Genomic DNA, 4,352 nt, shown 5'->3' on the forward strand with positions numbered 1-4,352 from the left:
GGCGCAGACCATCCTGGACGTCAAGGGCGGCGCCTCGCCGATTTCGCCGATGATCGCGCGCAAGGTGCTGGATCGCCTGCGCCAGACCGTCGCGCCGCGTGCCCCCCAGGCGCCTGGTGCGCTGAATGCCGACCTGCTTTCTCCGCGCGAGGCCGAGGTTCTGGAGTTGATCGCCCGAGGCCTGTCGTACGCCGAGATCGCGCAGCTGAAAGGTGTGACGATGCACACGGTGCAGACGCACATCAAGAATCTCTACGGCAAACTGGCCGTCCATTCGCGTAGCGAGGCCGTGTTCGAGGCCAGTCGCATGGGCTTGCTGAGCAGCCTGAAGTCACGGGACTGAGCCCATGCTGCGCCCTTGGGTCCTTCGGTGCCTGGTGGCTTTGGCATTCCCTTTGTGCGGTACGGCGGACTCGACGGGGCCTGCGGGCCGCAGTACGGCCACGGGACCTGGTCTGGCGCCGGTCCTTGCGCTGAGCGGCGGCATGTCGCCCGTGCAGGTCACGCGGGTCGACACGCTGGTCAGCGCCTCGCGCACCCCACCCGGCGGTGCGGCGCCCTGGGTCGTCAGCAGCCTGCCCGATGCCTGGGCGCAGTCGCGCCCGGCCCTGGAAGGCACGGCCTGGTATCGCTTCAACGTGCGTCTGGCGGGCCCGCCAGACGGGCCATGGGCCTTGCTGCTGCCACGCGTCAGCATGAATGCCGACCTCTGGGTCAACGGTGTCCTGGCGGGGCGCTCCGGACGCATGGACGAGGGGCTCACGCGGCACTGGAATACGCCCTTGTTGTTTCCGATTCCCGACCGCGCCTGGGTCGCCGGCGACAACGTGGTTCACGTCCGCGTGCGGGCGGCCGCCGAGCACCGCGGTGGCCTGGCGCCCATGCTGATCGGGACGGTCGACGCCATGGCACAGCGACATGGCGAACGGGCGTTCTGGCAGAACACGCTGGTCAGTGCCGCCAATGCGTTCGTGGTGGCCCTGGGCTTGTTCTTCCTGTTCGTGTGGCTGCGCAAACGCGAATTGATGCACTACGGCTACTTCGCGGGTGGCACCATTCTTTGGGGTCTCAGCAATGTCGACATGACGATGCAGGACCCGCCCATGCCGGACGCAGTCTGGCAGTGGTTGATCGTCGTCATGCGGCTGTGGTCCATGATGCTGATCAACCTGTTCTGCCTGCGCCTTGCCGGGCGGCGCATCCCAAGCCTCGAAGCAGGCGCACTGGCGTTCTCGCTGCTCGGTGCACTTGTCGTGGCCATCGCGCCTGCGCATGGCCAGGGCGTGAACCCTGTCCACGCGGTTTTGCTGGTGCCCGTGCTGGGCACCGGCGGCTGGGCGCTGGTGCTGATGCTGCGCAGTCTGGCGACGCACCCGCAGCGCGACGGCCTCGTGCTCGTGCCGGTGGTGGCGGCAACCTGGCTGGCCGGAATACACGACCTGATGGTCGTCACAGGGCAGTTGCCGTTCGGGCACGTCCATGCGCTGCCTTACGTCGCGCCCGTGCTGGTGTCGGCACTGGGCTGGATGATCGCTGGCGAACACAGCCGCGCACACCGCGCGGTCGAGGCGTTGAACGGAGACCTGACCGCACTCGTGCACGAACGCGAGGCCCAGTTGCATGAATCCCTGGACCAACTGGCGCGCAGCGACCGCACGCTGGCGGTGGCTGCCGAACGTGCGCGCATCTTGCGCGACATGCACGACGGCGTGGGCTCGCTCCTGACAAGTGCCATGCGCCAGCTCGAAGGCGGACGCATCTCCGCCAGCCAGGTCCTGGAGTCGCTGCGCGAGTCCATGAGCCAGCTGAAATTGTCCATCGACGCCATCAACTTGCCGGTGGGCGATGTCAATGCCTTGCTGGCCAGCCTGCGCTACCGGCTGCAGGCGCGCATCGAGGCTTCCGGGATCGAGCTGCACTGGGATGTGAGGCAACTGCCGCTGTGGCCGACAGGAACCCACGACGCGATGCGCCACCTGCAGTTTCTGTTGTTCGAAGCGCTTTCCAATGTGATGCAGCACTCTCAGGCCACGACAGTGACCTTGGCCGCGCGCGGCGTGGCCACGGGTATCGAGGTGAGCCTCTGCGACGATGGCCTCGGCATGTCCGGCCACGAAGGCAACGGACTTCGCTCGATGCGGGAGCGCGCCGCGGCGCTCTCGGCCACGCTGAGCGTCGTGACGGGAGCCCACGGCACACGCGTCGAGATCCTGTTGCCGGTGCCGCCCCAAGCGCAGGCGGCTTCGACACCTGCCCGCCCCTGAGGTCGCGGGAGCCTGCAGACGCCCTTGCGGTCTCGCAAGAGCAGCCTGGGCACCATTTCCCATGTTCATGGGAAGCGCGTGCCGCAACGACTTCATAGCATCGGGCCGCGTTACGCGACGACGTTGCGCGAAGGAGGCCAATCGATGTTGCAGCAGTGCCAGTACGTCTTTCCGCCCTTCCGACTGGATCCGCTCGACGCCACGCTGTGGCGCGATCAGGAACGCGTTCCCTTGCCGGCGAAGAACTTCGCGTTGCTGTCGTACCTGGTGACGCACGCGGGACGGTTGGTCGCACACGATGAGATTCTCGACGCCGTCTGGGCACATCGATTCGTCAGCCCGTCCGTGCTCAAGGGCGCCGTGGCGAGACTGCGCGCGGCCCTGGCAGATGATGCGAAGCAGTGCCGCTTCATCCAGACCGTCAACCAGCGCGGGTATCGCTTCGTGGCGGACGTGGACGTCTGCTTGCGTGCAGAGTCTTGGCCGCGCCCGAGGACCGGTGACGCCGGCGCCGGCAGGTCGAGCCTGATCGAGATGCTCCAGCGTCATCTGGAGCTTGCGGGAACACGCGCGCGGGGCGGCGATGCGACGCTCACGGATCTCGGGAAGCATCTGCTGAACGCGGTGACGTCGAATCGCGCCGTCTCCACCCATCCCGACAGCGGCCGGGGATCGAGTGGCATCCCTGCGTCCTGGGCTGCTCTCAGCCTCGGCGACTGGTGCGCGCTCATCGAAGCGCTGTGTCGCGAATAGTCGGACGGCACGTGGAATGAACCCAAATGTGACCTCGACGAGACCTCCGGACACGGCTCGCGGCATATCGTTCCGACACCCGCAGCGCCAGCCTGCCGGATCTCAACCACGAGGAGTCGCCATGAAGAACAAGAGTTTCTCGCTGCATGACGTGCAGGACTGCGTCATTCAGGCCCTGGCCAGGCAAGCAGGCTGCGAGGCGCGGGCCATCGGCCCGCAGCATTCGTTGAAGCACCTGGGCCTCTCGTCCATCGAGGCCACCGCGTTCGTCGGCCACATCGAGGAATCCCTCGACTTGATGCTGGACCTGACGATCCTGTACGACCACGCCACGGTCGAAAGTCTCGCCCGATACCTTTTCGACCTGACGGCAGCCAAGACTGTCGCCGTGACCGCGCCGGCCTGTCTCGACTGAATCGGGCGTCCACGCCATCCACTTCACGACGCAGGAGCAACCGATGCCGATCGTTGAGCCCCATCGCGATCTCTATGTCACCTTGCGGCCAGAGGCACACAGGAAGGAGCGGCTGGCGATCGCCGCAGCCGTGCTGGTGTCCACGGTCATGGGCCTTGCTGCCGTTCCGTACGCCTTCGTGTGGGGCGTGTCCGGCCTGGATGCAGGGCTCTTCGTCGTCTTCTACCTCGCCAGCGGATTGGGCATCACCGTCGGCTATCACCGCCTCTTCGCACACCGCAGCTTCGCAGTGGGCCCGTTCTGGCGCGCGCTGCTGGCGGTGCTGGGCTACACCGCGGGGCAGGGGCCGGTGGTGTATTGGGTGGCACATCATCGCCTGCACCACGCCCGAACCGATACCGACTCCGATCCCCACAGCCCCCTCGACGAGACCGGCAGCATCAGCGCGCGATCGTTCCTGCACGCCCATGTCGGCTGGATGTTGATGAACAGGAAGGCCAACCCCGGCGTACTGGCGGCCGATCTGCTGAGGGATGCAGCCCTGGTGCGGATGGAGAAGCACTACCTGCGTGTCCATGTTGCCTCGATCCTGTTGCCCGGCGTCATCGCGGCACTGCTGACCGGGTCGCCGGCGGCCGCCGCGAGTGCCGTGATGTACGCCGGGTTCTTTCGGCAATTTGCGGTCCTGCAGGTGGTCTACGCGATCAACTCCGTTTGTCACGCCTTCGGAGGGCGCAGCCACGAAACGGATGACGCCAGCAGGAACGTCTGGTGGCTGAGCGTGCTGTCACTGGGCGAGTCCTGGCACAACAGCCACCACGCGAATGCCGGGGCGGCCAATTTCGGCCGGCACTGGTACGAGATCGACATCGGCTATGCCGCCATCAGGCTGCTCGCCGCGCTGGGCGTGGCGACGGACG

At 66.7% G+C, this 4,352-nt stretch carries 5 protein-coding genes; all 5 read left to right on the forward strand.

The genetic code is table 11. The annotated features are described in order from the left end of the window. A partial coding sequence (locus tag AC1D01_RS22600; protein ID WP_477870264.1) for a response regulator transcription factor occupies positions 1-343 on the forward strand: 343 nt, incomplete at its 5' end. 142 nt (positions 344-485) lie between these two features. Then, a complete protein-coding gene (locus tag AC1D01_RS22605) occupies positions 486-2,264 on the forward strand; it encodes a sensor histidine kinase (RefSeq protein ID WP_477870266.1) in 1,779 nt (592 codons plus the stop codon). Positions 2,265-2,408: 144 nt separating this feature from the next. Next, positions 2,409-3,017, forward strand: a complete 609-nt coding sequence (locus tag AC1D01_RS22610; RefSeq protein ID WP_477870268.1) for a winged helix-turn-helix domain-containing protein — start codon at positions 2,409-2,411, stop codon at positions 3,015-3,017. A gap of 121 nt (positions 3,018-3,138) precedes the next feature. Continuing rightward, on the forward strand, positions 3,139-3,432 hold the full coding sequence (locus AC1D01_RS22615) for an acyl carrier protein (RefSeq protein ID WP_477870270.1): 294 nt from the start codon (positions 3,139-3,141) through the stop codon (positions 3,430-3,432). A gap of 43 nt (positions 3,433-3,475) precedes the next feature. Further along, the coding region (locus tag AC1D01_RS22620) for an acyl-CoA desaturase (RefSeq protein ID WP_477870272.1) at positions 3,476-4,352 on the forward strand (877 nt) is incomplete at its 3' end.

It is taken from the genome of Rhizobacter sp. P3_B12 (assembly GCF_056402895.1).